This is a genomic window from Candidatus Pelagibacter communis, from assembly GCF_001179965.1.
Lineage (GTDB): Bacteria > Pseudomonadota > Alphaproteobacteria > Pelagibacterales > Pelagibacteraceae > Pelagibacter.
Genome location: NZ_CVSH01000052.1, coordinates 157,745 through 181,713, shown reverse-complemented (window position 1 = coordinate 181,713; position 23,969 = coordinate 157,745). Strand labels below are relative to the sequence as shown.

The 23,969-nt window shown below is 29.8% G+C and carries 25 protein-coding genes and 1 pseudogene; 8 read left to right on the top strand and 18 right to left on the bottom strand.

Annotated elements, in window-relative coordinates; all coding sequences use genetic code 11:
• The first annotated feature begins 7 nt into the window (after positions 1-7).
• Together AMN73_RS03265 and rpoH are read left to right on the top strand one after the other, a co-directional pair.
• Complete coding sequence (locus tag AMN73_RS03265) at positions 8-982, top strand: RluA family pseudouridine synthase (protein ID WP_075534849.1); 975 nt, start codon at positions 8-10, stop codon at positions 980-982.
• A 43-nt stretch (positions 983-1,025) separates the two neighbouring features.
• Positions 1,026-1,916, top strand: a complete 891-nt coding sequence (rpoH, locus tag AMN73_RS03260) for an RNA polymerase sigma factor RpoH (RefSeq protein WP_075534848.1) — start codon at positions 1,026-1,028, stop codon at positions 1,914-1,916.
• Here rpoH and AMN73_RS03255 read toward each other — a convergent pair.
• The 18 genes and pseudogenes from AMN73_RS03255 to AMN73_RS03170 form a co-directional block, all read right to left on the bottom strand.
• The gene (locus AMN73_RS03255; RefSeq protein ID WP_075534847.1) at positions 1,913-3,205 is read right to left on the bottom strand and encodes an adenylosuccinate synthase; all 1,293 of its coding nucleotides are present in this window, start codon (positions 3,203-3,205) and stop codon (positions 1,913-1,915) included. The two genes, rpoH and AMN73_RS03255, sit on opposite strands and share 4 nt — an antisense overlap.
• Positions 3,202-4,014 carry a bifunctional hydroxymethylpyrimidine kinase/phosphomethylpyrimidine kinase gene (gene thiD / locus AMN73_RS03250; RefSeq protein ID WP_075534846.1) on the bottom strand — a complete coding sequence of 271 codons (813 nt, stop codon included), beginning with the start codon at positions 4,012-4,014 and terminating at the stop codon, positions 3,202-3,204. Before thiD ends, AMN73_RS03255 begins: the two co-directional genes overlap by 4 nt.
• A gap of 1 nt (position 4,015) precedes the next feature.
• Positions 4,016-5,347: a phosphoglucosamine mutase gene (glmM, locus tag AMN73_RS03245; protein WP_075534845.1), complete on the bottom strand. Its 1,332-nt coding sequence runs from the start codon at positions 5,345-5,347 to the stop codon at positions 4,016-4,018.
• A 1-nt stretch (position 5,348) separates the two neighbouring features.
• On the bottom strand, positions 5,349-6,398 hold the full coding sequence (gene folP, locus AMN73_RS03240) for a dihydropteroate synthase (protein ID WP_075534844.1): 1,050 nt from the start codon (positions 6,396-6,398) through the stop codon (positions 5,349-5,351).
• A 6-nt stretch (positions 6,399-6,404) separates the two neighbouring features.
• Positions 6,405-8,312 (bottom strand): ATP-dependent zinc metalloprotease FtsH, encoded by a 1,908-nt coding sequence (ftsH, locus tag AMN73_RS03235; RefSeq protein ID WP_075534843.1) that lies wholly within the window; start codon positions 8,310-8,312, stop codon positions 6,405-6,407.
• Positions 8,313-8,355: 43 nt separating this feature from the next.
• The gene (gene tilS / locus AMN73_RS03230) at positions 8,356-9,390 is read right to left on the bottom strand and encodes a tRNA lysidine(34) synthetase TilS (protein WP_075534842.1); all 1,035 of its coding nucleotides are present in this window, start codon (positions 9,388-9,390) and stop codon (positions 8,356-8,358) included.
• Complete coding sequence (gene ybgF, locus AMN73_RS03225; protein ID WP_075534841.1) at positions 9,350-10,327, bottom strand: tol-pal system protein YbgF; 978 nt, start codon at positions 10,325-10,327, stop codon at positions 9,350-9,352. Before ybgF ends, tilS begins: the two co-directional genes overlap by 41 nt.
• A 76-nt stretch (positions 10,328-10,403) precedes the next feature.
• Positions 10,404-10,880: a peptidoglycan-associated lipoprotein Pal gene (pal, locus tag AMN73_RS03220; protein ID WP_075534840.1), complete on the bottom strand. Its 477-nt coding sequence runs from the start codon at positions 10,878-10,880 to the stop codon at positions 10,404-10,406.
• Between the two features lie 78 nt (positions 10,881-10,958).
• Positions 10,959-12,302 carry a Tol-Pal system beta propeller repeat protein TolB gene (gene tolB, locus AMN73_RS03215; protein ID WP_075534839.1) on the bottom strand — a complete coding sequence of 448 codons (1,344 nt, stop codon included), beginning with the start codon at positions 12,300-12,302 and terminating at the stop codon, positions 10,959-10,961.
• A pseudogene (locus tag AMN73_RS03210) lies at positions 12,299-13,112 on the bottom strand (cell envelope biogenesis protein TolA). Before AMN73_RS03210 ends, tolB begins: the two are co-directional and overlap by 4 nt.
• A 4-nt stretch (positions 13,113-13,116) precedes the next feature.
• A complete protein-coding gene (tolR, locus tag AMN73_RS03205; protein WP_075534838.1) occupies positions 13,117-13,533 on the bottom strand; it encodes a protein TolR in 417 nt (138 codons plus the stop codon).
• A gap of 1 nt (position 13,534) precedes the next feature.
• Complete coding sequence (gene tolQ, locus AMN73_RS03200; protein ID WP_075534837.1) at positions 13,535-14,209, bottom strand: protein TolQ; 675 nt, start codon at positions 14,207-14,209, stop codon at positions 13,535-13,537.
• A 55-nt stretch (positions 14,210-14,264) separates the two neighbouring features.
• Positions 14,265-14,756 carry a RuvC family protein gene (locus AMN73_RS03195; RefSeq protein ID WP_075534836.1) on the bottom strand — a complete coding sequence of 164 codons (492 nt, stop codon included), beginning with the start codon at positions 14,754-14,756 and terminating at the stop codon, positions 14,265-14,267.
• Entirely contained in the window at positions 14,756-15,481 is a 726-nt protein-coding gene (locus AMN73_RS03190; RefSeq protein WP_075534835.1) for a YebC/PmpR family DNA-binding transcriptional regulator, read from the bottom strand. Before AMN73_RS03190 ends, AMN73_RS03195 begins: the two co-directional genes overlap by 1 nt.
• Positions 15,482-15,483: 2 nt before the next feature.
• Positions 15,484-16,290 carry a TIGR00282 family metallophosphoesterase gene (locus AMN73_RS03185; protein WP_075534834.1) on the bottom strand — a complete coding sequence of 269 codons (807 nt, stop codon included), beginning with the start codon at positions 16,288-16,290 and terminating at the stop codon, positions 15,484-15,486.
• Positions 16,287-16,832 (bottom strand): 5-formyltetrahydrofolate cyclo-ligase, encoded by a 546-nt coding sequence (locus AMN73_RS03180; RefSeq protein WP_075534833.1) that lies wholly within the window; start codon positions 16,830-16,832, stop codon positions 16,287-16,289. The genes AMN73_RS03185 and AMN73_RS03180 overlap by 4 nt, the downstream gene beginning before the upstream one ends.
• Before the next feature lie 3 nt (positions 16,833-16,835).
• Positions 16,836-17,282 carry a cell division protein ZapA gene (locus AMN73_RS03175; RefSeq protein ID WP_075534832.1) on the bottom strand — a complete coding sequence of 149 codons (447 nt, stop codon included), beginning with the start codon at positions 17,280-17,282 and terminating at the stop codon, positions 16,836-16,838.
• Positions 17,270-17,584 (bottom strand): 5-formyltetrahydrofolate cyclo-ligase, encoded by a 315-nt coding sequence (locus AMN73_RS03170; protein ID WP_075534831.1) that lies wholly within the window; start codon positions 17,582-17,584, stop codon positions 17,270-17,272. Before AMN73_RS03170 ends, AMN73_RS03175 begins: the two co-directional genes overlap by 13 nt.
• Positions 17,585-17,638: 54 nt before the next feature.
• Here AMN73_RS03170 and tkt point away from each other — a divergent pair, with 54 nt between their 5' ends.
• From tkt to efp, 6 genes are read left to right on the top strand one after another with little or no spacing between them, the layout of a single operon-like run.
• Positions 17,639-19,606, top strand: a complete 1,968-nt coding sequence (tkt, locus tag AMN73_RS03165) for a transketolase (protein WP_075534830.1) — start codon at positions 17,639-17,641, stop codon at positions 19,604-19,606.
• A complete protein-coding gene (gap, locus tag AMN73_RS03160) occupies positions 19,603-20,610 on the top strand; it encodes a type I glyceraldehyde-3-phosphate dehydrogenase (RefSeq protein WP_075534829.1) in 1,008 nt (335 codons plus the stop codon). The genes tkt and gap overlap by 4 nt, the downstream gene beginning before the upstream one ends.
• Positions 20,610-21,791 (top strand): phosphoglycerate kinase, encoded by a 1,182-nt coding sequence (locus AMN73_RS03155; RefSeq protein ID WP_075534828.1) that lies wholly within the window; start codon positions 20,610-20,612, stop codon positions 21,789-21,791. Before gap ends, AMN73_RS03155 begins: the two co-directional genes overlap by 1 nt.
• Positions 21,788-22,798 carry a class I fructose-bisphosphate aldolase gene (locus AMN73_RS03150; RefSeq protein WP_075534827.1) on the top strand — a complete coding sequence of 337 codons (1,011 nt, stop codon included), beginning with the start codon at positions 21,788-21,790 and terminating at the stop codon, positions 22,796-22,798. Before AMN73_RS03155 ends, AMN73_RS03150 begins: the two co-directional genes overlap by 4 nt.
• Complete coding sequence (gene thiE, locus AMN73_RS03145) at positions 22,785-23,411, top strand: thiamine phosphate synthase (RefSeq protein WP_256997836.1); 627 nt, start codon at positions 22,785-22,787, stop codon at positions 23,409-23,411. Before AMN73_RS03150 ends, thiE begins: the two co-directional genes overlap by 14 nt.
• Positions 23,408-23,968, top strand: coding sequence for an elongation factor P (efp, locus tag AMN73_RS03140; protein WP_075534825.1), 561 nt, complete (start codon positions 23,408-23,410; stop codon positions 23,966-23,968). The genes thiE and efp overlap by 4 nt, the downstream gene beginning before the upstream one ends.
• The last annotated feature ends 1 nt before the right edge of the window (position 23,969 follow it).

The following is a 23,969-nucleotide window of genomic DNA, read 5'->3' as shown; positions in this document are numbered from 1 at the left end:
ATAATTTATGAAAAATAACATTAATTTAATTGTTCAAGATAAAAGTCCAAAAGAGAGAGTGGACCAATTTTTAGCAAAAAAGTATAGTGAACTGAGCAGAACTAGAATTAAAAATCTTATTATTGCTAAAAATCTTAAAATAAATGGGAAGTTTATTTTTGATCCATCAAAGAAAATATCGCCTGGTGATAATTTAATTTTTACAATTCCTGAACCAAAGAAAACTTTAATCAAACCTTATGATTTTAAATTAAATATAGTTTTTGAAGACAAATACCTTTTGGTCATTAACAAGCCTGCTGGTATATCAATGCACCCTGGTGCAGGTGATTATGATAAAACATTAGTCAATGCCTTGGTAAGTTATGACAAAAAAAATTTATCTAATATTAATGGTGAAACAAGGCCAGGTATAGTCCACAGAATAGATAAGGATACATCTGGTTTAGTAGTAATCGCAAAAAATAATTTTGTACATGAAATTTTATCCAAACAATTTAGTGAACATACTATCAAAAGAGTTTATCAAACTTTAGTTTGGGGAAAATTGAGACCACAGAAAGGGAAAATTCAAACTTTAATTACCAGAAGTTCAAAAAACAGACAAATTATGGAGGTAGGAATTAGTAGGGGAAAAAATGCAATTACAAACTATAAGACTTTAATAGTATTTGAAAAAAAAAAAATACCAACTTTTAGTTTTGTAGAATGTAAATTAGAAACAGGAAGAACTCATCAAATAAGAGTTCATATGTCTTATAAGGGTAATAATATTTTAGGTGATAAAAAATATAAAAAAAAATTTAAAAAATTTAAAGATATAGACAAAAATGTTGAGAAAAAATTAATAAATTTAAAAAGACAATTTCTTCATGCTAAAACATTAGGCTTTGTTCATCCAGTTAAAAACGAGAATATGGAATTTACATCAAATTTACCTGAAGATTTAGAAAATATAATAAAAAGCCTTAAAAATGCTTAAAAAAACCCATTGTAAAATTATAAAATTTTATTAAATAAGTGTCATGAGTTCTACAACATTTAAATTTCCTGCGTTATCAAATGAAGGTGGCTTAACTGCTTACCTTGATCAGATAAAAAAATTTCCAATGCTTGATGCTGAGGAGGAATATATGCTTGCAAAAAATTGGAAAGCTACAGGAAATGTAAAATCTGCAGAAAAATTAGTTACGAGTCATTTGAGGCTAGTTGCAAAAATCGCAATGGGCTACAAAGGCTATGGTTTACCAGTAAGTGAAATGATTTCAGAAGGTAATATTGGATTAATGCAAGCTGTAAAAAAATTTGAACCAGAAAAAGGTTTTCGTTTAGCAACCTACGCAATGTGGTGGATAAAAGCATCTATTCAAGAGTATATTCTAAGATCCTGGAGTTTAGTTAAAATTGGAACAACCGCAGCTCAAAAAAAATTATTTTTTAACCTTAAGAAACTAAAAAATCAGATTGCACCTAAGACAGAGGGTGATCTTAAACATGAGCACGTAAAAGATATTGCGAATCGACTTGATGTAAGTGAGGATGAAGTAATATCTATGAATAGACGATTATTAGGAAAAGAGCAGTCTTTAAACGCACCCATTGGTGAAGATGGTGATGAATGGCAAGATTGGGTTGTTGATAAAGATATGGATCAGGAACTAAAATTTGCTCAGCAAGAAGAAATAGAACAAAGAAAAGATTTATTATCGGAGTCTATAAAAATTTTAAATGACAGAGAAAAAGAAATACTCTACTCGAGAAGACTTGCGGATGAACCAATTACTTTGGATGATTTAAGTAAAAAATATAAAATTAGCAGAGAAAGAATAAGACAAATTGAAAACAAAGCATTCGAAAAGCTTCAAAAACATATGCTTAATGCTGCGAGGTCAAAAAATTTATTACCAGCCAATTAATTATTGAAAGGATCCTCAATCAAAATTGTGTCGTTTCTTTCTGGGCTAGTTGATATGCTTGATATTTTAGTTTCAATAAATTTTGCAAGTTCAGAAACATAATTTTTGGCATTTATCGGTAAATCATTAAAGTTTTTAATACCTTTTGTTGAAGACTTCCATCCTTTAAAAGTTTTATAAATTGGAATCACTTTTAATTGGTCGTCAACCGCAGCTGGTAAATAATCTATTTTTTTACCATCTAATTTATAAGCTATACAAATTTTTATTTCATCAAGTTCATCCAAAACATCTAATTTTGTTAAAGCTATGCCATCTATTCCTGAAATTTTAATTGTTTGTCTTACCAAAACCCCGTCAAACCATCCACATCTCCTTTTCCTGCTAGTAACTGTTCCAAATTCTTTTCCTTTTTGCCCCAATTGTTCTCCAATGCTATCTGTTAGTTCTGTTGGAAATGGGCCTTCGCCTACTCGAGTAGTATAAGCTTTAGTTATGCCAAGTACATAGTTTATGCTGTTAGGACCACAGCCAGAGCCTGTTGCAGCTGAAGACGCTACTGTATTTGAGGAAGTTACAAATGGATAAGTACCATGATCAACATCTAATAAAATTCCTTGTGCGCCTTCAAATAATATTTTTTTTTTCTGTTGTTTAAATTCATCAATTTTTTTCCATACTGGCTGAGAATATTTTAGTATTTCTGGTGCTATTTCAAGTAATTCTTTTTTAAGTTGATCTTTTTGAAATATCTCTTTTCCAAGACCTTTTCTTATAGCATTATGATGCATTAAAACAGTCTCTAATCTGTGATTTAAGTTTTCCTCGGAAATTAAATCCATAACTCTTATTGATCTTCTTCCAACTTTATCTTCATACGCAGGTCCTATTCCTCTTCGCGTTGTTCCAATTTTTGCTTTTCCAGCTGTATCTTCTCTGATTTCATCCATTTCTCTATGAAAAGGCAAAATTAAGTTTGCTGCCTCAGATAAAATTAGATTTTTTTCAGAAATTTCTACACCTTTTGATTTAATCTCTTTTATTTCTTCTAAAAAAGCCCATGGATCTACCACAACACCATTCCCAATCACTGAAATTTTATTCTTTCTAACTATGCCAGAGGGTAATAACCTTAATTTGTATGTGATGCCATCAATAACTAAAGTGTGGCCTGCGTTATGTCCACCTTGAAATCTAATAACTACATCTGCCTCACTTGAAAGCCAATCAACTATTTTTCCTTTACCTTCATCGCCCCACTGTGAACCAACTACTACAACATTTTTCATTTAAATTTTTTATTTATATTAATTACACTTATGTGGTTTATTGGCCCATGACCCTTTCCATACCTGGGACCACTCCCGATAGCATGGTTAACATAATTGATCGCCATTCTACAAGAATTCTTTAATGTTTTTCCACACGAGTAATATGTTGCTATTGCACTTGAAAGTGTACAACCAGTACCATGTGTATTTTTAGTTTTTATTCTTTTACTTTTGAATATTACTTTTTCCTTTTTATTTAAGTAGATATCAAAAACATATTTTGATTTTAAATGACCACCTTTAATTAAAACATTTTTTGCACCAAGTTTTAATAATTTTTTTCCAGTAAAAATCATATCTGGTATTGATCTTATTTTTGTTTTTGTAAGTATCTCAGCTTCTGGAATATTTGGAGTAATTATTGTTACTTTTTTAATTAGATGTGATTTAATAATTTTAATTGACTTATTATCTATAAGTTTTGTACCACCCTTTGCTACCATTACTGGATCTAAAACTATTTTATTTATTTTAACTTTTTTCAAAGATTTTATAATAGTTTTAATAACAGGTGAGGAGTGTAACATACCAATTTTAATTGCATCTGGCTTGATATCCTTTGACGTAAATTCAATTTGATTTTTGATTTCATTTATTGGAACTTTTAATATGGAAAATACGCCAGACGTATTTTGTGAGGTTAATGCGGTAATTGCTGTCATTGCATACGAACCAAGACTTGTAATTGTTTTTATATCAGCTTGTATTCCTGCTCCCCCTGAGGAGTCTGAGCCTGCAATTACCAATATTTTAGATTTTATTTTCAATTTAATTAATAGATTTTTTTACAATATTGATACAATTTTGTAATAAATTTATATTACTAGACTCTCCCATTATCCTTACTTTAGGTTCAGTTCCTGACTTTCTTACAAGCATCCTACCATTATTTTTAATAAGTTTTTCTGCTTTCTTTATAGCGATTATACATTTATTTGAATTAATTATTGATTTATCTTTTACTTTAATATTCTCCAAAATTTGTGGAGTTAACTTAAATAGATTAAACAATTGACTGGCTTTAGTTCCTTTTCTCATTGAGAATAAAACTTCTAAGGCAACTAATAATCCGTCTCCAGTTGTTGCAAATTTTCCAAGTATAATATGTCCTGATTGTTCGCCACCAAGATTGAAATTATTTTTCTGCATTTTTTCTTTTACATATCTATCTCCGACATCAGCTCTAATAAACCTAATTTTTTTACTTTTAAAATAGTTTTGCAGACCGTAATTTGACATCAAAGTTCCAATAACGCCTCCTTTTAAGATTTTTTTTCTTTTCCATCTTGTTGCTAACATAGCAATAATTTGATCACCATCAATAATGTTCCCTTTTTCATCAGAGATTATAATTCTATCAGCATCACCATCCAAAGATATACCGATATGAGCGTTATGTTTTTTCACTAAGCGTTTAATTTTATTCGGGAATGTTGAACCACAATTTTGATTTATGTTTAAGCCATTTGGTGATGCCCCATATTCAAAAACTTTTGCACCTAGACTTCTAAAAAGTTTTGGTCCAGATTTATATGCAGCACCGTTTGCGCAATCGATTACTATCTTCATGCCTTTTAAACAAAAATTACTTGGAAAGTTTTTTTTTAATATTTTTATATATCTATCATTCGCATCCTCTAATCTTTTTACCCTTCCCAAGTTTTTTGGTTCCGAAAGATTTTTAACGATTTTAATATCAATTAATTTTTCTATTTTTTTTTCAATTTTATCAGACAGTTTTAGACCATCTGGTCCAAACAGTTTAAGGCCATTATCATAATATGGATTATGTGATGCGGTAATCATTATACCTAAATTTGCTTTCATTTTTTTGGTTAACATTGCTAGACCATTTGTAGGTAAAGGCCCCAAGGTATAAACATGCATACCAGCTGATGCCAACCCAGAGACGAGTGCGGGCTCAAGGGAATAACCAGATAATCTGGTATCTTTTGCTATTATAGCAGTTTGCTTAAATTTTTTTTGATTTTTAAAATATGTGCCAGCAGCTAGGCCAAATTTAAAAAACATCTCTCCATTAATTTTATTCTGATTAACTTTGCCTCTAATTCCATCTGTTCCAAAATATTTTTTTGTCATTTTAAAATTTGAGTGATTTAAAGACCTTTATACTTTGATTTACCTCATTAACGTCATGCACTCTTAAAATTTGAACACCTTGCATAATTGCAAATAAATTTGATGCTATTGTTCCTCCTAACCTTTCTTTGCTGTCATTTTCTCCAGATAAATCTTTTATGAATCTTTTTCTTGAAGTACCTAACATTACAGGAAAACCAAGTGAGTGGAAAATAGAAATCTTTCTCAATAAGGTAATATTATGTTTCAAGTTTTTACCAAAACCAATACCTGGGTCTAAAATGATATTATTATGCTTAATACCGATCGACCTTAAATATTTTATTTTATTCTCAAAAAAATCGTAAATATCTAAAATCACATTTTTATATTTTGGATTTTTTTGCATAGTTGCTGGATTTCCCTGTATATGGTGAATTACAAAAGGTATTTTTGTTTTCTTTAATAGTTCCAGAGTTTTAACATCGTGTTCAAGGCCAGAAATATCGTTAATTAAATTAATTTTATTTTTAATCCCCTTTTCCATTATGTCACTTTTTCTTGTGTCCAAAGAAATGAATTTTTTGAATTTTTTAATTTTTGATAGTGTTGGATGTAATCTTTTCCATTCTTCGCTCGAAGAAATTTCTTTAGATCCTGGTCTGGTAGACTCTCCACCAACATCTAAAATACTACATCCATCATTAATTAATTTTTTTGCATGTAATAACCCGTTTTTATTTTTTATATATTTTCCTCCATCAGAAAAACTATCAGGGGTTAAATTCAGAACTCCCATCAAAATTGGTAATTTTTTTAAATTAAGATTTTTGATCTTTTTTTTCTTAGAAATTTTCTTTAAATCAGAAAAAATCTTATTCTTAATCTTACCTTTAATCTTTTTAATTTCAAAGATACTTAGTTTTCTTGAACTTTTTCTAGTAATAAGTTCAATCATGTCAAAGGAGATTGAACTGTCTCCATATAATGCAAGTGAGTTTTTCTTTTTTACTTTTTCTTGAGATGCTTGGCCAAAATAAAAATTACACGCTCTTGTGTAATATTTTGGCATGGGTCTTTAATGAACGATTTTAGGTTTTAGCCCTATTGACCCTAATGCAGAGCTTTGGTCGCTATCATCCGATTTAGTATCTTCCTTATTTGTAGGATAAATGTTTTTATTAATAATATTTTCAATTTCTTCCCCTGTTAGAGTTTCGTAAGTAAGTAAAGCCTTAGCAACTTTATGTAAATCATCAATCTTTTCAGTAAGTATTTTTCTTGCTTGATTGTAACCTTCATCAACTAATTTTCTTATTTCTTTATCAATTTTTTGAGCGACTGCCTCTGAAACACTTTGAGTTTGGGTTACTGATCTTCCTAAAAATACTTCTTCTTGATTTTCTCCATACTCGACTGGCCCTAATTCCTCACTCATACCATATTTAGTTACCATTGCTCTAGCTAACTGAGTTGCTTGGTTAATGTCTGATCCGCTTCCACCTCCAGCTCCAGTAGATATATTATCTTTTCCAAAAATAATTTCTTCAGCGACCCTGCCTCCAAAGCAAACTGCTAATCTGGCTTTCAAATACTTTATAGAATGACCATGTTTATCTCTTTCGGGTAAATTCATCACCATTCCTAATGCTCTTCCTCTAGGAATAATTGTTGCTTTATGTATTGGATCATAGTTAGGCATATTAAATGAAACAAGAGCATGACCACCCTCATGATAAGCAGTTAATTTTTTCTCATCCTCTGTCATTACCATTGATCTTCTTTCAGCTCCCATCATTACTTTATCTTTTGCCTCCTCAAATTCCTGGTAGGTAACAATTCTTTTATTTTTTCTAGCCGCTAACAATGCAGCTTCATTCACTAAATTAGCTAAATCTGCACCCGAAAAACCTGGGGTTCCTCTCGCAACAGTTCTTAAATTTACATCAGGTGACATAGTAATTTTTTTAGCATGAACTTTTAATATTTTTTCTCTTCCAATTATATCTGGATTTGAAACCACAACTTGTCTGTCAAATCTTCCAGGTCTTAAAAGTGCGGGATCCAAAACATCTGGTCTATTTGTGGCTGCAATTATTATTACTCCTTCGTTAGTATCAAATCCATCCATCTCAACTAGCAATTGGTTCAAAGTTTGTTCTCTTTCGTCGTTTCCACCTCCTAAACCTGCTCCTCTACTTCTTCCAACAGCATCAATCTCATCTATGAAAATTATACACGGCGAATGTTTTTTTCCTTGCTCAAACATATCTCTTACTCTTGACGCACCTACTCCAACAAACATTTCAACAAAATCAGAACCAGATATAGTAAAAAAAGGAACACCAGCTTCCCCAGCAATTGCTCGAGCTAATAAAGTTTTACCTGTTCCTGGTGGACCAACTAACAAACATCCTCTAGGTATTTTGCCACCTAATCTACTAAACTTTCTTGGATCTTTTAAAAATTCTACTACTTCTTCAACCTCTTCTTTTGCTTCCTCAACACCCGCAACATCATTAAAAGTTACTTTACCTTTAACCTCATTCATCATTTTTGCTTTAGATCTTCCAAAGCCCATTGCGCCGCCTTTACCACCTTGCATCTGACGCATAAAAAATATCCAGACGGCTATTAAAAGCAACATAGGAAACCAAGACAACAACACACCAAATAATGATGGCATCTTTTCATCTAATGGCGCAGCGGTAATACTCACACCTTTGTCTGAAAGTTTTTCTATTAAGTTCGGATCATTTGGAGAGTAAGTAGAAAATTTATTTCCATCAGATAGTACACCGTTTATGTTATTACCTTTTATTTCTACCTGCACTACTCTTCCATTTTCAACTTCAGTTAAAAAAGTTGAGAAGTTAATTTTTTCAATATTGTTATTTAGTGTTCCTTGTGGGTTTTTGAACATATTATATAGGCCAATAGTCAAAAATACTATTATTGCCCACATAGCTAGATTTCTAAAATTCATGTTTCTAAAATAAGAATTATTATTAATTTAACAAGTATATATTTTAACCACTTTCACTTGAAATTATAACAGTTTGGTTGATTTTTTCAAATAAACAGCCTCCAAGTGTCATTTTTTTAAATTTTGGATGTGACTTAATCTCCTTGATTAGTAAATTTGTGCTTTTTCCTCTTGGAGGGTAGTATTTTTTACTAATCTTTCTCATTACAATATTTAGAGACCTCATAATCACCTCATCCGGCTGTAGGAAGAAATTAAGATTTAACGTAGCTTTTTTTTTATTTAAAACAAAACTTAGGTTATTTTTAATATTTTGATTAGCATAAAAATCTAATGCGTTATTTGCAGTTTTTAAATTTTTAATAGTTAAAATTAATTTATTTTCATCTAAACCTTCATTTTTAAGATTTTCAATTAATTTTCTGATTCTTACTCTTTTAAAATCTTTGTTAAAATTAGATGGATCTTTAACAAAAATTTTAAAGACGTTTAAAGTTATTTTTTCAAGTTGTTTTTTATCAAACTCTAATAAAGGTCTTATATAGTTGATTTTATTTATTTTAGTCTTTTCGTCCAGAGAAACTAAACCCTTCAAGCCGCTTCCCCTGGTCATTCTGATAAAAAAATTCTCATTTAAATCATTCTTATGGTGACCAAGAAGAATATTATTTAATTTAAGTCTCGAGCATTCTCCGCTTAGTAATGAATATCTTTTTACTCTTGCAATGGCCTGAATATTTGATGAAGGTTTTGAGCCTATCCATTTAATAATTTTACACTTAATGTTGATTTTTTTTAGGATTTTACATACATCCTGAGCCTCTTTAGACGAGTCTTTTCTTAATTTATGGTCTATAATACAATAATAGAATTTGGCACCATATTTTTCTTCATAGCACTTGGATAAAAAAGCAAGCGCTAAGCTATCAGGTCCACCTGAAACTGCGACTAAGAAACTTTCTCTACTATTTAATTTTTTTTCAAACTTACTGAAAATAGGCTTAATAAAATCTTTATTTAATAAGTTGCTAATAAAATTATGATTTATCTTTTGAGCATTCAAACTTTTTCTCTTCATATTTTGCTTTTTGAAGAACAGACTGATTAGCTTCTGGATATTGTTGTTTAACACCCGTTATCATCAGACAACCTTGATCCTTTTCTCCAATTTGTACTAGTGATACACCGAGTTTTAATAAATTGATAGGTGCCTTCTCGCTTTTCGGATATTTTTGATAACCTTCTAAATATGCAGATGCTGCATCTGTAAAAAGTTGTCTTATTCTAAATGTTTCTGCGTACCAATATTGTGCGTTGCCTGCAAGTTTGTGATCAGGGTTTGTATTTACAAACTCTCTGAAGGCTCTTTCAGCCATATTGTAATCACCATTTTTTAAAAAGCTTGTTGCAAAATCATATTGTTTATCTGGATTTGTATCTGGAAGAATCTTCTCTTCCGATACAAAAGTTTCAGTAACAACTGAACCTGTGGTATCTATTGATTGAATTTCTTGTTCTTGGTTATCTGTCTCAGTATCTTTGTAAGATATTGCCCCAAGATCCTGAGGTTCTGACGATCCTGGTAAAATTTTCTTTTTATCACTTGAAGAACTTATTTTCTTATTATTATTTTCACTCACTGACAATGTTTCAAGTTGTTGAAATCGCATCTGATTATCAGACTGTACTTTAGAAAGCCTATTAGATAATTTGTCTAATTTAAAATTTATTTCTTCAAAACGGTTGGTAAGTTCTTGAAATTGTTTTTCAATTTCTGAAAGTTTTAATAAGTGCCTTGTAAGTACTTCCTCAGAACTCTGGTCTAATTCTGTAATACTCTCGTTAAGAATTTCATTCTGTGAATTTGAATAAACTGCTTTTTCTAATGTTTTTAAATCTTGTTGAATAATTTTAATAATTTCCTCATAATTATGACTGTCAGCAAATATTTTTTTTGGAATAAAAATGCAGAAAAATATTACAAAAGAAAATAAAAAAAGTTTTTGTTTAGTCATCAAGATTATTTGTAATTATAATGATGGCAAAAAAAAGACCCTGATAATTTAATCAGGGCCTTTTCGTATTTCTAAATTAGTTTGCTTTAACTGTGACTGATCTTCTATTTTTTGACCAAGCTAAAGGATTTGAACCTGAATCAACAGGTCTCTCTTTACCATAGCTGATTACTGAAATTCTATTTCCAGAGATCCCATAAGTCATAAGATAGTCTTTAACTGAATTTGCTCTTCTTTCACCTAAAGCTAAGTTATACTCTCTTGTACCTCTTTCATCAGCATGACCTTCTAGCACAACATTTATTTTTGAATTTTTTCTTAACCAAGCTGCTTGTTTTCTTAAAGTTTCTCTTGAAGCAGTAGTCAAGACAGATTCATTTGTTGCAAAGAAAACTCTATCTGCAACTCCTGAAGCTAAATATTCAACTGTATCTTTTCCAGTATAAACATCGCCCTGCATTTGATTCGTAACTTTTTTAGTTGCACAAGCAGAAAGCACTAAACTTGCTAGCATTATCATAAATGCATTTTTGAAAATTTTCGTTAAATTCATTAACTACTCCTTATTTGAATATTTTAAGTTTTTCACACCTAATTAAATCTTTCAAGTATAAAAATCAACTATTTAATACTAATTACTTAATAAAGACGACCAAGATGGGTCGGAGGCATCGGTTTCAGTGTCCACCAATCTCTCATTATAGCCTGTTAAATCAATTGACCATAATTTAGCAGAAAACCCCTTGCCTTCAGAGTCTGACTTGGTCTCTCTATAGAAAATAAGTACTCTACCATTAGGTGACCATGAGGGTGCCTCTTGGTAAAAATTTTCAGTCAATAACCTTTCGCCAGAGCCATCCGTTCTCATTACACCAATATAAAACTTTCCCTTATGAAGTTTTGTAAATGCTATTAAGTCCCCCCTTGGAGACCATACGGGTGTACCATATAAACCTTTGCCAAATGAAATTCTTTTGACTTTTGTACCATCGCTCTTCATAACATATATCTGTTGATAACCACTCCTATCAGAATTGAAGCAAATATATTTTCCGTCAGGTGAATAAGATGGGGACGTATCAATTGAGGGATGATTTGTAATTCTTTCAACTACTCTATTTTCTAAATCCATAGTGTATATGTCAGAATTTCCATCCATAGCAAAACTCATGATAATTTTTTTTCCATTTGGTGAAAACCTTGGTGCAAATGTCATCCCTGGAAAATCACCTACTACCTCTTGTATACCTGTTTCAATATCTAAAAGATAAACCCTCGGAAGATTTCTAAAATAAGATAAATAAGTAACCATTTGATTTGTAGGATTAAATCTTGGAGTCAAAACTAATTCATTTCCTAATGTTAAATATTTTGTATTAAATCCATCTTGATCCATTATCGCAAGTTTTTTAATTCTTTTTGTTTTTGGTCCCTCTTCTGAAACATAAATTATCCTTGTATCAAAATAACCTTTTTCTCCAGTTAACCTCTCGTAAACTTTGTCGGTAATTATATGTCCAACTCTTCGCCAGTTTGTTGGCACTGTAGTGAAAGCTAATGCCATCATTTCTTTGCCTGCTAACACGTCCCACAATCTAAATTCTACTCTTAGTTTTTCATTTTTATAAATTACTTTTCCTGTGATTAGCGCTTGAGCTTTAATCAAAGACCAATCTTCAAATCTTGGTTTTAGGTGTGCTATATCAGGCTTCTGAAGAAAAGCATCTTTGCTCAAGGGATTAAACAAACCAGAAGTTTGCAGGTTATTTTCAACAACCTTTGAAATTTCAGATCCAATATTTTTTTTTTTCAATGTTTTTTGAAGTGCTTCATTAGAATTACTATCAATTGACAATGGAGATACAGCAATAGGCAGAGGATTTAAATTTCCTCTTGTAATATCTACTTCAATTAAAGCATTGGCATGTGTGATGCTAAACAAAAAAATTATAATATATTTAAAATATTTAATCATCCCTCTAACATCTCTCTTGCGTCGAAATTTAATTGTAGTTCTTTCCATCTTTCATAACCTTCAGTGGGTACCCTTAAGGGTTGACACATTTTAATTGCTCTAAGCGCACTTTCTGCCAAAACTTTATAAAATCCCTGACCTGGTGTATTCATCCTTGCATGATCCAATATCTCAGATTTAACGACTGTTCCATCTGGTTTTAATTGTAATTTTATTCTTACTAATAAATTTTCATTATATGGTAGTCCTAAAGGAATACTCCAGCAACCAAAAATTTGTGCTTTTAATGCATCTTCTTCACTCAAAGTAAGACTTGTAATACTTAGATCTTTTTTTTGAGATTGCGATATTTTATTAGTTTTTTTTGTAGTTTCAGCGAATTCTTCTTTTGATTTATCAATTAAAGCGGCTATATTATTTGGATCAAATAATTCTTTTTTTTCAAATTCAGAAACTTGTTTAATTTCTTCATCGAGCTTTTCTGGATTTTGTTTTTTTTCCTCAATTTTTTTTACTTTATCAATATTTTCGTCAGGTAAGGGAACTGCATCTGGTTTTTCTTTTTTAACTTTTTTTGGTGGTGCTTGTTCAGAGGTTAGTTTTTCTTCTTCTTTTTTTTTTACTTCTTCAATTATTTTTTTTGCTTTTGGCGCATAAGGAATATTAGTCTTATCTGATATTTGTATTAACTCTACAGACACAAGGGGGGGTAAATCTATTGGTTCTTTTGTCAAAAAAAGGGAGACTTATTGCTGTTATAAATATCATTATGATATGAAATCCAGATGAGATTATAACATTTCTGACCAAGATTTTACCTCTCTTTGTAAGGTTCGGATATTAGAGCTACCTTTGTAAAGCCTGAACCAGAAAGCATTCCCATCACTTCTAAAACTCTACCATAATTTATTGTCTTATCACCTCTGACATATATTCTAGTGTCAGTTCTATTTTTTGAGACCGCTAAAATTTTCGCTATAATTTTTTCATATTCCACTTTAGATTCTTGGATAAATATTTCTCCTTTAGAATTAATTGTAAGTGTCAAAGGTTCTTGTTCCTCTGGAAGAGAGTCTGCTGAACTTTCTGGTAAATCAACCTGAACTCCTACTGTTAACAAGGGTGCCGTAACCATGAATATAATTAAAAGTACAAGCATAACATCAACGAAAGGAGTGACATTGATCTCACTCATTGGATCATTTTTGGATCTTTTAAGATTAAAAGCCATTTTAAATTATTGTTAGAAATCTTTTTGAAAAATTTTCTAATTTCTGCGAGTATTTTTTTGAGTCACTATTAAATTTATTATAAGCTATCACTGCTGGTATGGCAGCTAACAAACCGAGTGCAGTTGCAAAAAGAGCTTCTGCAATTCCTGGGGCAACAATAGCTAAACTAGTATTTCTAGATATAGCAATTGATTGAAATGAATTCATTATTCCCCAAACTGTACCAAATAATCCAATGAAAGGAGCTGTTGCACCTACGGTTGCAAGAAAAGTATAACTCTTCTCAATTTTATTCATCTGTTTCTCTATATTTATTTCAAGCATGTTTGAAAGTCTTTCATTGAGTTGCGTTTTTGATCTTGTTTTTAGTGCTGCTTCCATAGACGATTTAAAAACAAGTGCCATTGGATCTTCTATATTTTTTGGTATAGTATTATAAAAAGACTCAGCTGACTTTGATTTCCAAAATCGTTCTTCAAAAATTTCGGAAGATTCATTTATTTTTTTAAATAATTTTACTTTTTCAATTATTATTGCCCATGAGTATACTGAGCAAGCTATAAGAATAATTATTACAGACTTGACTACAAAATCTGCGCGTATAAATAATTGAACAAGTGAAAAGTCAGTGTTACTTGCTAAACCAACTGCTTGTGATGTTATATCTGCTTCCATTTGATCTACTTGTCACTTAATTGTGTCATCAATTTGTCTTAAATTTCAAAATTGTCTATTCTGATCTTAAATTTTCGTAGAAATAACTAGCAATAAGCATGGCATCAGCTTTATTTGCATCTTTTTTTTTTGATAAATTCACAGAAAAATAAGGAAATATTTCGATAGCTCTAGTTCTGCTGGCGTCTTTTTCTGAGTTAATCAAATTAAAATATTTTTTCCATTTAGCAGGCCTAACAAAATACATTGATAAATTCATTGCTGAGCATATACCCTTTAATACACCAAATGATTGACCAAAATTAAACATGCTTGTAACTCCTTGTCCAGGCATAGCAGTTACATGTTCTATGACTACTTTTACTTCATTCTTGTTATAATTTTTTATTTTAGAGGAAATTTCATTAAATATTTGAGAACTATTGACTTGTTTTTTATTTTTCTTTCCTTCGGCCATACTTGGCATTTCTATTACATCAGTTATTTTTCCATCCTCCATAAAACAAATTGCGCCAGAAATTCCTGGATCAATTCCAATAATCAACATTAATTACTCCCAATTTTTAGATTCGTAAAAATATTTTGTACATCATCATCATTATCAAGTGAATCTAAAAAATCACTTATTTCATCAAAAATATCTTTGGAGATAATTACATTATTAATTGGTATCCATTCAATTTCTGTTGATATAAAATTTTTAACAGTCATTTCTAATTTTTTTTTTACTTCGTATATTTTATTTTTTTCACAATGTATCTCATGAATTTCATTATCCGAATGGCACTCTTCTGCACCTGAATCAATAGCAACATCCAAAATTTTCTCCTCTGAAATTTCATTTTTTGGAATTTTAATCACTCCGATTTGTTTAAAATTATGAGATGCAGAGCCGGATGAACCAAGACTACCTCCATTCTTTTGAAAAATAGTTCTAATTTTTGATGCAGTTCTATTTTTATTATCAGTTAATGCTTCTACTATAACTGCAATATTTTTTGGTCCAAAACCCTCGTATCTCATGCTCTGAAAATTTGAGGAATTTATGTTTGTGGATTTATCAATTGCTCTCTCAATATTTTCTTTTGGCATATTAGCTGAACGTGCTGATTGTATGGCTGATCTCAGTCTGGGATTCATATCAGGATTTTTATCACCTAATTTGGCAGCAACGGTAATTTCTTTGGATATTTTTGAAAAAATTTTTGATCTTTGTTTGTCTGCTCTACCTTTCTTATGTTTAATTCCTGCCCAATGTGAATGACCTGCCATAACTAATTTGTATTTTTTAAATCTCCACCTAAGATAAAACTATTAATTTTATCAGCTAAACCAGTATCTCTATTGCAATCTACAATTACGCCTGAAAGGCTTGCTTGCCCTGTTGCAGGGAAATGTTTTTTTGCATCCTGTTTAAAAAATTTTTTAATTGAATTTTCTTTGTTCATTCCAATAACTGAATCATAATCTCCACACATTCCTGCATCAGTTTGATAACCTGTTCCCTTTTTTAATATTCTTGTATCGCTTGTTGGAACGTGAGTGTGAGTACCAATTACTAGAGTTGCAATACCATCCATAAAGTGTCCAACCGCCATTTTTTCGCTTGTTATTTCTCCATGAAAATCGACAATCAAATAATCGTAATTTTCTTTTAATTTATTTTGCGAAGTAAATTTTTTTATAGACTCAAAGACATTTTCGCACTTTTTCATAAATATATTTCCCATTAAATTTAAAACACCTACTTTAGATTTATTTTTTGTTTCAAAGATTTCAAATCCCTTTCCAGGTGATGGCGCTATTAAATTATAAGGTCTAAGTAATCTTTTTTCTTTATCTATATATTCCGCAGTTTCTTTTTGATCCCAAATATGATTTCCAGTTGTGATTACATCAACACCACAATTAAAAAAATCGTTAGAGATTTTTTCTGTAATCCCTACTCCTTCTTTGGCAGCGTTTTCACCATTGACAATTACAAAATCAATTTTTTTTAATTTAATTTGATTTTTTAAATTTCTTTTTATTGCATCACAACCTGGTTCACCTACTACATCTCCTAAAAATAATATCCTCATGTTTCAAATATCTCTTTATCAGTTAAAACAACATCCAATTTCCTGTCAAATTTTTCAACAGGTACGTGTTTAATCATTTGATACGAAAAGGCCAAACCCAATTTAATAATTATATTTTTTCCCATCTTGCATAAAAAACGATCATAAAAACCTCCACCATAACCTAAACGATTTAGTTGTCTATCAAACGCAACCAAGGGTATTATTAAAATATTTGGCTTAACTTTCGTTTTCTTTTTTGGCTCTGGTATACCATATTTATTAATATAAAGAGGATCTTTTATTTTATATTTATAAAATTCCATTTCGATATTATTTTTTAAAATTGGAAGTGATATTGTAAATTTTTTTTTTTCTAAAAACTCCATAATCTTTTTTGTGCTAACTTCAGAATTAACTGGGTAATAAATACCAATAACTGGTTTTTTAATATTTGCTTTTTGAATAATTTTTAAAATTTTTTTTTTATCAATATTTAATGACTTAGAATATTTTTCGTCTCTGATTTTTAATATTTTTTTTCTGATTTTATGTTTTAACACAATTTATTGTACTGAGTTTTCTGTGCTAATTTTTTCGACAAAATCATCTATTTGTTTGGTCGTATTTTCAATAATTCTTGAGTAATTTTCATGAATTTTATTAATTTCTTTTTTTAATTTTTCGTGTTCATTTACCAGAGTTTGAATTTCACTCTCTTTTTCATCTTTATATTGGTAAACTAATTTTTTTAAATCTAAGAATTTATCTTTTAGTAACTGAAACTCTTTTTTTTTATTATCAACTTTTTTCATTGTTTCAAAATATTCATCGATAATTTTAATTGATGTAATCAGTAACAATTTATTTTCACCTATATTTCCTAAGCTTGATTTTAATTCTTCGAATTTTTTGCTAAGAAGGTTTGATAATTCCTCTAAATGCTCCTCTTGGCCATCATCACAGGATAACAAAAATTCTTTACCATTAAATTTAATATTTACATTTGCCATTTATCAATCTCTTCTAACAAAATATCTGTTTCTTGATTTAATTCATCTATTTTTTCGTTAAATTTTAATTCTTTATGTCTTTGTGAGAGTTTTTCGTCTTTTATTTTTTTCCTTAAAGTCTCATGTTCGGTGACTAGAACTCGATACTTCTCCTCTATATCTCTTTTTTCAATTTCTAATTGATTTTTTTGAGCTTTTAAATTTTTAGTTTGTTCTGCTAATTGTGGATTTTCAAATTTTAATTTTTTTAACTTCTGAAGTGAAGAATTAAGTTTTTCTTCTTTTTCATTAAAAGTTTTCATATATATATATTTATATTATTAAATTGAGTCTTCTTAGTCTAGATAGGATAATTTTTGAGCAAACAACACAGAGAATTAGCAAATAGCATCAGGTTTTTGTCAATAGATGCTGTACAAAAAGCAAACTCTGGTCATCCAGGAATGCCCATGGGAATGGCTGATGTAGTGACAGTTCTATTTAAAGATTTTTTAAAATTTAATCCAAAAAAACCAGATTGGTTAAATAGAGATAGATTTGTTTTATCGGCTGGGCATGGATCAATGCTTCTTTATTCACTTCTTTATCTTACAGGCTACAAAAGTGTTTCTTTAGAGGATATAAAAAATTTTAGACAATTAGACTCTATTTGTGCAGGACATCCTGAATATCACCCAGGATCTGGAATTGAAACTACAACTGGCCCACTAGGTCAAGGCATAGCAAATGCAGTTGGTTTCGCGCTAGCAGAAGAAATTTTAAAAAATAAGGTAGGTAAAAAAATTATAAATCATAAGACTTATGTTTTAGCTGGGGATGGATGTTTAATGGAAGGAATAAGCCATGAAGCATTAAGTTTTGCAGGTCACCTTAAGTTAAAAAATCTTATTTTATTATTTGATAATAATTCAATATCAATTGATGGGCCAACTAATTTAGCAGTATCTGATAATACAAAAAAAAGGTTTGAGAGTTATGGTTGGGATTATCTAAATATAAATGGACATGATGAAAAACAAATTTTTAAAGCCCTTAAAAAAGCTCAAAAAGCAAAAAAACCTTTTGCTATTTCATGTAAAACAACAATTGGTTATGGCTCTCCAAACAAAGGTGGGAAAGCATCTTCTCACGGAAGTCCACTAGGTGAAGAAGAAATTAACTTGGTTAGAAAAAAATTAAATTGGAATTATAAACCTTTTGAAATTCCAAGTGAAATCAAAAAATTGTGGAAAGAAATTGGCAATAGAGCATCTGCAAAAGCTGAAAAAGATGAAGCTAAATATCAAAAAGAAATAAAAAAGTTTGGTTGGTTGGGACGGTCAATAACAAATCATAAAGATCAGATTAATCAATCAATGGAAAAAGTAATAAAAAACTACTTAAAAAATTTAGATCCTATTGCAACAAGAAAATCATCTGAAATGTTTTTAGAATTAATTTCAACTTTACCAAACTTAATTGGGGGGTCAGCTGATTTGGCTGGTTCAAATAACACCAAAACTAAAAAACATCAAATAATTAAACCAGGAAATTTTAAAGGAAATTATATTCATTATGGAGTAAGAGAGCATGCTATGTGCGGTATTATGAATGGTTTGTCTTTGCACAGTGGTTTAATACCTTATGGCGGAACATTTTTAATCTTTAGCGATTATTGTAAACCATCAATTAGATTAGCTGCAATGATGAAGCAAAAAGTGATATATATTTTCACTCATGACTCGATTGGGCTTGGAGAAGATGGTCCAACTCATCAACCAGTTGAGCAATTAGCTAGTTTAAGATCAATTCCTAATTTAAATGTTTTTAGACCTGCAGATACAGTTGAAACTTTTGAGTGTTGGCAATTAGCACTTGAAAGCAATGACTCACCTAGTGTAATTGCATTGTCTAGACAAAAAATTAATCCCTTAAGGAAAGAATATAACAAAATTAATAAATGCTCTAAAGGAGCATATGAAATAATGAGAACAGGTGAAAATATTAAAGTAATATTATTGTCAAGCGGTTCTGAAACTAGTTTGGCATGCGAAGTTAGCCATAAATTAGCCACAGAAAATATTTATTCAAAAGTTATATCAATGCCGTGTCAAGAGTTATTTGACAAACAAGATGAGATCTACAAAAAAGAAATTTTCTCTGGAACAGAACTTTTGGTATCTATAGAAGCTTCTGAAACTGAATTCTGGAAAAAATATACAGGTTCTAATGGAATGAATTTTGGTATTAATGATTTTGGTAAAAGTGCTCCCTACAAAGATATCTATGATCACTTTAAACTAAATTCGACAGACATAATTAAAGCAATAAAAGAAAAAATATGAAAATAAAATTAGGTATTAATGGACTTGGTAGAATTGGTAGAATGGTTATTAGATCAATTATTGAAGGCAAATATAATAACTTTGAAATTAAACATATAAACAATAGAACTGGACCTGAAGTAAGCTCAAATTTGCTTAAGCACGACTCAATACATGGTAAATTTAATTCTAAAATTAAATTTAATAAAGATAAAATTACAATTGGAAAACACAAAATATCATTTTCTCAAGAAACAAATATCGAGAATATAAATTGGAAAAAGTATGGTGTTGATTATGTTTTTGAATGCACGGGAAAATTTAATTCAAAGGAAAAACTTCTACCTCATTTAAAAAATGGTGCAAAAAAAGTTATCGTTTCGGCACCTTGTAAAAATGCCGACAAAACTATAGTTTACGGTGTTAACCAAAAATCCATAAATAAAAATGATAAAATAATTTCTTCAGCATCTTGTACTACAAATTGTTTAGCGCCCGTAGTGAATGTTCTTCATGATAATTATCAAATAGAGAAAGGTTTTATGACAACAATTCATGCTTTTACTACTGACCAAAGATTGTTGGATAATTCTCATAAGGATCCGAGAAGAGCGAGATCTGCATCACAATCAATAGTGCCAACATCCACAGGTGCATCAAAAACAATTGGGGAGATCATACCTTCTTTAAAAGGTAAGTTAGAAGGTGTAGCGATGAGAGTACCAACTCCAAATGTCTCCTTAATAGAGTTAGTTTTTTGTACAAAAAAAGATTTATCAGTTCAAAAAATAAACAGAAGTTTTTTAGATGCATCTAAAAAATCATTTAAAGGTATAATAGATATTACAAATGAAAAATTAGTATCAGTTGATTTCAATCACAACCCAAACTCAGCTATTGTTGATGCTAGCCTAACAAATACAATTGGCAAAAAAATGGGAAAAATATCAGCTTGGTATGACAATGAATGGGGTTTTTCTTGTAGAATGTGTGACCTAGCAGAATACATTCATAAAAAAATCTAATGAAAAGCATACAAAGTAAAGGTTTAGATTTAAATAATAAAAAAATTTTAATCAGATTAGACCTTAATGTACCGCTAAATGGTGCGAATATAATAGATACAAACAGAATTGATAAAACTATTCCTACATTACAATATTTATTAAAAAATAAAGCAAAAATAATTATACTTTCTCATGTTGGAAGACCTAAAGGAAAAATTGTAAATGAGCTCTCTTTAAAACCTGTCTGTAATGAATTGGAAAGAAAATTAAATCAAAAAATATCATTCATAACTGACACTATTAATAAAATAAAAATTGAAAATTTTTTTAGTGAAAGAAACAATATAGTAATGCTTGAAAATTTAAGATTTTTTAAAGAGGAAGAAAGTGATGATTCAATTTTTGCTGAAAATTTAGCAAATCTAGCTGACATTTATGTTAATGAAGCTTTTTCATGCTCACATAGAAAACATGCCTCAGTTCATTCAATTACAAAGTTTATACCCTCATACTCTGGTATACAATTAGAGGCAGAGGTAAATTCATTAATTAAAATAACTTCAAATATTAAAAGGCCAATATCTTGTATAATTGGGGGATCAAAGATTTCAACAAAAATAACTGTTATTAAAAATTTAATAGATAAATTTGATAATATAATTTTTGTTGGTGGAATGGCAAATAACATTCTTAAATTTAAAAAATATCAAATTGGAAAATCAATATATGAAAAAAATGTAGATCAAATAATTTCTGAAATATTTGATCTATCTGAAAAGAAAAACTGTAAAATTTTTTTTCCATTGGATGTAAGCACTGGTAAGAGTGTTGAAGAAAAATCTATTATAAAAAAATTAACGGAAATATCTAATGATGATATGATTTTAGATATTGGACCTGAAACGATTAAAATGATTAAAAATATAATCAATAATTCAAATACAATACTTTGGAACGGTCCTGCGGGTTATTTTGAAAATCCAGAATTTTCAAAAGGCAGTAATGAAATTGCCAAACAAATTATAAAGAGAAAAAAAGAAAATAAAATTTACTGTGTTTCTGGTGGTGGAGATACTGTGGCGGTTCTCAATAATTTTGGATTAGTAAAGGATTTTGATTTTGTTTCAACTGCTGGTGGAGCATTTCTTGAATTTCTTGAAGGAAAAGAGCTTCCTGGTATAAAGGCACTTAATTCATGACGGATTTAAAAAATATTGCAAAAAAAATCTTAGAAAAAGGCAAGGGAATTTTAGCTGCTGATGAAAGCACTGGTACAATGACAAAACGTCTTGAAGCGGTTGGAGTTTCTTCAAGCCCTGAGAATAGGTTATTATTTAGAGAAACACTTTTTTCTTCTTCAGCAATGAAAAGTTTCATCGGTGGAGTAATTTTATATGATGAAACAATCAAACAAAAAAGTTCAACGAATATAAAAATTCCAGAGTTAATATCAAGTAATGGTGCAATTCCAGGAATTAAGGTTGATACTGGTGCAAAAATTCTTGCCAACTCGCCTGATGAGAAAATTACAGAAGGTTTAGATGGACTAAGAGAAAGATTAAAAGAGTATTATAAATTAGGTGCTAGATTTACAAAATGGAGAGCTGTGTATTCAATTTCAGAAAATTATCCTAGTAAGTTATCAATATATTCAAATGCACACGCTCTTGCAAGATATTCTGCGTTGGTTCAGGAGTGTGGGATGGTTCCAATAGTAGAGCCTGAAGTTCTTATGGATGGTAATCATAGTGCTGAAGAGTGTTTTAATAAAACTTCTGAAGTGATTAAAAAATGTTTTGATGAGCTTATAAAACATAAAGTAGACACGAGTGGTATAATTTTAAAACCAAATATGATTTTACCAGGATCAAACTCAAAAAAAAATATCAATACAAAAGAAATTGCAGAATTAACAATTAAATGTTTAAAAAACTCTGTGCCTTCAGAAGTTCCTGGAATTGCTTTTTTATCAGGTGGACAATCTGAAACTGAAGCTGCAAAAAATTTAAATAGTATTAATTTAATTAATGATACAAATTTCATAATGACATATTCTTATGGAAGAGCTTTGCAACAAAGCGCTTTGAAATTCTGGGCAAAAAATATTCAAAATGTTAAAGGCACTCAGGAAGTTTTTAATCAACGAGCAAAAATGTGTTCGCTTGCTTCTAAAGGAAAATGGTCAGAGGATCTTGAGAAAATTTAAAAATTCTAAAAAAAAATTTATCTATTTAATATCTCCAAATTTAATAAATAATTCTTATTTTTTTAATGAATTAGAGGATATTTTTAAAACAAAAAAAATATTTTTTTTTCAATTAAGATTAAAAACAACTCCTAAAAGGAAAATTTTAGCTGTTGCAAGAAAAATTCAAAAAATTTGCAACAAATATAAAGTGAAATTTATTATTAATGATGACCCCTTTCTGGCTAAACAAATAAATGCTGATGGATGTCATATTGGTCAAAAGGATATTGATATTCAAAAAGCTAGAAGAGTTTTGAGACAAAAAATTATTGGAGTAACTTGTCACAATTCCAAAAAATTAATTAAAAAAGCCATTCAAAACAAAGCGGATTATATTGCTATTGGAGCTTTTTTTTCTTCAAAAACAAAAAAAACAAAATTTAGAGCAAATATTGATCTCATAAAATATGCGAAAAAAATTGCAAAAATACCTGTTATTGCAATTGGGGGAATTAAACAAAGTAATTATAAAAAACTCTTATTGAATAAAGCAAACTTTTTAGCTATCTCAGGCTACATTTGGAAAAATAAAAAATATAAACCTATAGAAGCTTTGAAAAAATTAAGATGAAAATAACAGCAAATGAAATAAGAGTTGGTATGCTTTTAGAATATAAAAATGATTTATGGGAAGTTTTAAAAACTCAACATGTTAAACCCGGTAAAGGCGGGGCGTTTGCACAGGTAGAAATGAAAAGTATAAATAAAAATACAAAATTAAATGAAAGATTTAGATCCAGTGAAACTATAGAAAAAGCATCTGTAGAGGAAAATAAATTTAATTATTCGTATGACGATGAAAGAAATTATTATTTTATAAATACTAAATCCTTTGAGCAAGTTGAGATTAGAAAAAATATTGTCGGAGAGAAAGGTAGCATGCTCAAGGAAAATTTAGAAGTTACTATAAGCTTTCATAATGATGATCCGATAATGGTTCAGCTTCCTAATCAGGTATCATGTAAGATCCAAATGACTGACGCAGCACTCAAGGGTCAAACAGTTTCGTCCTCTTATAAGCCCGCAACTTTAGACAATGGAGTCAAAATCCAGGTTCCACCATTTATAGAAATAGGTGATGAAGTCTTAATTGATACAAGAACATTCGAGTATGTCAAAAAAATTTAAT

Excerpts from the sequence above, each read along its gene's own strand:
- ybgF (WP_075534841.1), bottom strand. The coding sequence starts at position 10,327 with ATGACTAAACAAAAACTTTTTTTATTTTCTTTTGTAATATTTTTCTGC.
- AMN73_RS03190 (WP_075534835.1), bottom strand. The coding sequence starts at position 15,481 with ATGGCAGGTCATTCACATTGGGCAGGAATTAAACATAAGAAAGGTAGA.
- folP (WP_075534844.1), bottom strand. The coding sequence starts at position 6,398 with ATGCCAAAATATTACACAAGAGCGTGTAATTTTTATTTTGGCCAAGCA.
- efp (WP_075534825.1), top strand. The coding sequence starts at position 23,408 with ATGAAAATAACAGCAAATGAAATAAGAGTTGGTATGCTTTTAGAATAT.
- tilS (WP_075534842.1), bottom strand. The coding sequence starts at position 9,390 with ATGAAGAGAAAAAGTTTGAATGCTCAAAAGATAAATCATAATTTTATT.
- gap (WP_075534829.1), top strand. The coding sequence starts at position 19,603 with ATGAAAATAAAATTAGGTATTAATGGACTTGGTAGAATTGGTAGAATG.
- AMN73_RS03155 (WP_075534828.1), top strand. The coding sequence starts at position 20,610 with ATGAAAAGCATACAAAGTAAAGGTTTAGATTTAAATAATAAAAAAATT.
- pal (WP_075534840.1), bottom strand. The coding sequence starts at position 10,880 with ATGAATTTAACGAAAATTTTCAAAAATGCATTTATGATAATGCTAGCA.
- rpoH (WP_075534848.1), top strand. The coding sequence starts at position 1,026 with ATGAGTTCTACAACATTTAAATTTCCTGCGTTATCAAATGAAGGTGGC.
- glmM (WP_075534845.1), bottom strand. The coding sequence starts at position 5,347 with ATGACAAAAAAATATTTTGGAACAGATGGAATTAGAGGCAAAGTTAAT.
- AMN73_RS03195 (WP_075534836.1), bottom strand. The coding sequence starts at position 14,756 with ATGTTGATTATTGGAATTGATCCAGGAATTTCTGGCGCAATTTGTTTT.
- AMN73_RS03265 (WP_075534849.1), top strand. The coding sequence starts at position 8 with ATGAAAAATAACATTAATTTAATTGTTCAAGATAAAAGTCCAAAAGAG.
- AMN73_RS03175 (WP_075534832.1), bottom strand. The coding sequence starts at position 17,282 with ATGGCAAATGTAAATATTAAATTTAATGGTAAAGAATTTTTGTTATCC.
- AMN73_RS03185 (WP_075534834.1), bottom strand. The coding sequence starts at position 16,290 with ATGAGGATATTATTTTTAGGAGATGTAGTAGGTGAACCAGGTTGTGAT.
- tolR (WP_075534838.1), bottom strand. The coding sequence starts at position 13,533 with ATGGCTTTTAATCTTAAAAGATCCAAAAATGATCCAATGAGTGAGATC.
- AMN73_RS03255 (WP_075534847.1), bottom strand. The coding sequence starts at position 3,205 with ATGAAAAATGTTGTAGTAGTTGGTTCACAGTGGGGCGATGAAGGTAAA.
- tolB (WP_075534839.1), bottom strand. The coding sequence starts at position 12,302 with ATGATTAAATATTTTAAATATATTATAATTTTTTTGTTTAGCATCACA.
- AMN73_RS03170 (WP_075534831.1), bottom strand. The coding sequence starts at position 17,584 with ATGAAAACTTTTAATGAAAAAGAAGAAAAACTTAATTCTTCACTTCAG.
- ftsH (WP_075534843.1), bottom strand. The coding sequence starts at position 8,312 with ATGAATTTTAGAAATCTAGCTATGTGGGCAATAATAGTATTTTTGACT.
- tolQ (WP_075534837.1), bottom strand. The coding sequence starts at position 14,209 with ATGGAAGCAGATATAACATCACAAGCAGTTGGTTTAGCAAGTAACACT.
- AMN73_RS03150 (WP_075534827.1), top strand. The coding sequence starts at position 21,788 with ATGACGGATTTAAAAAATATTGCAAAAAAAATCTTAGAAAAAGGCAAG.